Below are 3,215 nucleotides of genomic sequence, written 5' to 3'. Positions count from 1 at the left end.
GCCCTGCGCGAAGGCGTCGATCGACAGCATGCCGCCGAACGAAAGGCCCCCGGCGATGAGCGAGGTCTTGAAAAGGCTACGGCGACCGGGGTCCCGGAGATTGGCCATGGCAGATTCCTTTTTTGAATGAAACAGGATGAAAGCGGAGACCTTGGCCCTGCGTGTGGTCTACGTCACGGCGAGAGCCAGTGGACGGAATACTAGGAGGCGCGAGCGTTGCCTCCAAGCATCGTTTTTCGTGCCGGGCTAGCTAAAAGTTAGGTCGCCAACTCCGCGGGTCATGGAACAGACGCGGGGCCAAGACCTCAGAATTCCGACTCGGATCTTTCTGTTTGTCCCTGGAAAGGAGCCCCAATGTCCGCTGGTCACATGGGTGTCGGCCTGGCCCTGGGACGGGCCGAGCGGCGGGTGAACGTGGGCGTGCTCGTTGCGGCCGGGCAGCTCCTCGACGGGGTGTTGTGGCTCTTCGTGCTGTTGGGCTGGGAGTCCGTCACGCTGCCGGCCGACTTCGCCCGCACGCACCAGCGGGAATTCGTGTTTCCGTACTCGCATGGATTGTTGGCAGCCGTGGGCTGGTCCGCCCTGGCGGCAGCGGCGGCCTTCGTCTCGTATGGGCGCCTCGGACCTTCGAGGATGCGCGTCGCCGCGCTGGTCGCCGCCGCCGTCTTCTCGCATTGGCTTCTGGACGCCCTGGTTCACCGGCCCGAAATGTCCCTGGTTGGTGCAGATTCAGCAAAGGTGGGCGTTGGCCTCTGGCAGAACATGCCTACGGCCCTGGCCGTCGAGGGCGCCATCGTGGCGCTCGGCCTGTGCCTGTTCATCCCGGGATGCCACCTGTCCCGCGGCAGGCGGGTCGCACTCGCCCTGCTGTCGCTGGTCGTACTTGTCTTCACGGTCGTCGGCATGACCATGGCGCCGCCTCCGCCTTCTCTGCAGGCCATGGCGGCCAGTTCATAGGCGGTGCTGCTCCTGGTTTGCGCGCTGGCAGGGTGGTTGGCGAGGCTGCCTCGTGGAGCGCCTGGATGAGCCCCGCGGGAGAAGACTACCGTGGCTGGCGACCGTACGCGATGGACTGCACCACGCCCGAGCGCAGGTAAACGGTGGCCAACATCTCGCCCGGCCCGCGCTCGTACAGCCACTCTTCGATCTGCTGGCACGGCACCACGGCCGATGCGAAAGGCTCCGGAACCACATTGAGGGTGCCGCCGTAGTACACGGGTGCACAGTAGGTGTCGGAGAGCATCGGCTGACCGCACTTGTAGATGACCGCCAGACGGGAGTCACCCTCCGCGACGATGCCTCCAGCGCACCGCAGCGACTCGGCCGGTGCCAGGCATGGCAACCCAAGCAGAACCGAGATGCCCGCGAGCTTCAGAAGATTCATGGCCTTCTTTCATTGCGCTTTGCTATTTTGCGCCCCAGCCGGACCCGCTGCTCTGCTCGCCGGGATATGTAGTGCAGCACGATGGCGTGTTGCAGATGCAGCGAAGACCTCGGATTCTCAAATCATTTCGGCGAGCACGCATCGACCCGCACAAGGCACTTCATTCACCCGTCGAGGAAGAACCTTCGGCATGCACCGCGGGTCGAAAATGGTGCCTGCTCGCCAACTGGATCGCCGCGAAGGCGCCGGCCATCGCCAGCGCCAGCAGCAGCCCGGCGGCGATGTCGGACGGAAAGTGCAGGCCGACGTAGATCCGCGCCCAGCCGGTGGCCAAGGTTACTGCCATCAAACCAGCACCCAGCTTTCGCAGGCTCGGGCGCAGAAGGCAGGCCAGCGCGACCGTGAACATCACGCTCGCGTGCGCGCTGGGCATCGAGCCGCGCTCGCCGTGATGGACGTAGGCCGGACTCAAGCCGAGCATGAAGGGCCGTGGAGTGTCGAGCGCATGGGCGATCGCGTGGGCGATGACGGCCGTTGCGGCCGCGGTCACTAGCACGGCCATCAGGTAGCCGCGCTCGGACGGCCTGTGCCAGGCCGCCCATCCTCCAAGGGCGACGCAAATCCAGGGGCCGCCGACCGCGATGGCCGACATCAGCGGCACCAACCAGGCGGTGGGGTGGTAGCCGGCGGCGATCCAGCCGAAAAGGGCGAGGTCGAGCGCCTTCATGCCAGCCTCCCGATGCGGGGAGACGACGCGATGATGAATGTGAACACAACTGAACCTTTCGAGTCACGAAATGAAGAACCGGCCGCGCGGCGCGCAGCGGGCCTCGACGCCATCCCGGGCGTCGTGATTCAGTTCGGACAGGGCGGTGCAGTCTCTGGAGGCAGACGGTGCCAGGGGGCCGTAGGAGGGGGGGGTGGAGCACCGCTGTTGTTGAGGGGCCGGTGGCGACCGGCGCTCCGGAAAGCGCTCAGGAAGGGCGCGATCAACACCAGCAGCGGCAGCAGCAGCAGAACCAGGGTCAGCAGGTGGTCGATGCCTTGCTGGAGCGCCTGTGGAAGATCGACGCTGGCGGCGAAAGGAACATAGACGGTGGTCTCGACGTCGCCGGGAAGGCCGTCGTCGTCGGCCTCCAATTCGACCGACATGACCGCGCTGTGAAAGTGGATCTCGCCTTCGTCCTCGAGGCCATCGTGGCAGAAGTGGGCGCCGATCAGCGGCTGTGCGGCGACTAGCAGCATGCCGACGATGCACCACCACGTGCATTGCCTTGCAACCAGACGACGAATTCGAGCCAGCATCGCGTCACTCTATGTAGACCTTCATGACGGGAAGCTGAATAGCCGTGCCCGGGGTCTTTCTCCTACACAAGTCATGGGTGCGAACGCGCCCGGCAACCCGACAATCGCGATGTTGCAACTTCGAATGCGTCCATGCACCTCACGAACAGCCGTTGGCGATCGATACCGGATGCGCGCCGTTCCATTGCCATCCTGATCGGCGGCGTCACCTTGCTGCGTTTGCTGCTGGCGGCTGCGCTGCCGCTGCTGCCTCAGGAGGCCTACTACTGGAGCTGGAGCCGGCACCTCGACTGGTCCTACTTCGACCATCCGCCGCTCACCACCTACAGCATCGCGCTCACCACAGCGGTGTTCGGCCAGACTTCGTTCGGTATCAAGGTCGCGGCCGTGGCCGGCGACATGAACAACTGGAGCGGCATCGATCAGGCCGCGGCGCGGGTCGACCAGATCAGCGGCGCGTTGCGCGCCGAGGGCACAGAGACCTTCGTGTTCTCGCCGAACTACAAGATCAGCTCGCTGCGACTGT

General features: G+C 65.1%; 4 protein-coding genes and 1 pseudogene. 2 read left to right on the top strand and 3 right to left on the bottom strand.

Annotation, left to right across the window (positions count from 1 at the left end):
- Window positions 1-354 precede the first annotated feature (354 nt).
- Window positions 355-957 carry a hypothetical protein gene (locus tag AC1DY5_RS48750; RefSeq protein ID WP_478121521.1) on the top strand — a complete coding sequence of 201 codons (603 nt, stop codon included), beginning with the start codon at window positions 355-357 and terminating at the stop codon, window positions 955-957.
- An 85-nt stretch (window positions 958-1,042) separates the two neighbouring features.
- Here AC1DY5_RS48750 and AC1DY5_RS48745 read toward each other — a convergent pair whose 3' ends face one another.
- From AC1DY5_RS48745 to AC1DY5_RS48735, 3 genes are all read right to left on the bottom strand, one after another.
- Window positions 1,043-1,384, bottom strand: coding sequence for a DUF2845 domain-containing protein (locus tag AC1DY5_RS48745; RefSeq protein WP_478121520.1), 342 nt, complete (start codon window positions 1,382-1,384; stop codon window positions 1,043-1,045).
- Window positions 1,385-1,544: 160 nt separating this feature from the next.
- Window positions 1,545-2,111, bottom strand: a complete 567-nt coding sequence (locus tag AC1DY5_RS48740; RefSeq protein WP_478121519.1) for a phosphatase PAP2 family protein — start codon at window positions 2,109-2,111, stop codon at window positions 1,545-1,547.
- 128 nt (window positions 2,112-2,239) lie between these two features.
- Window positions 2,240-2,689 carry a hypothetical protein gene (locus AC1DY5_RS48735; protein ID WP_478121518.1) on the bottom strand — a complete coding sequence of 150 codons (450 nt, stop codon included), beginning with the start codon at window positions 2,687-2,689 and terminating at the stop codon, window positions 2,240-2,242.
- Between the two features lie 132 nt (window positions 2,690-2,821).
- Between AC1DY5_RS48735 and AC1DY5_RS48730 the strand changes: the two are divergent.
- Window positions 2,822-3,215: pseudogene (locus tag AC1DY5_RS48730) on the top strand (hypothetical protein); the annotation flags it as partial.

It is taken from the genome of Variovorax sp. P4_D9 (genome assembly GCF_056401695.1).
The sequence above is the reverse complement of the archived record's forward strand: the minus strand, read 5'-3'. Positions and strand labels throughout refer to the sequence as shown.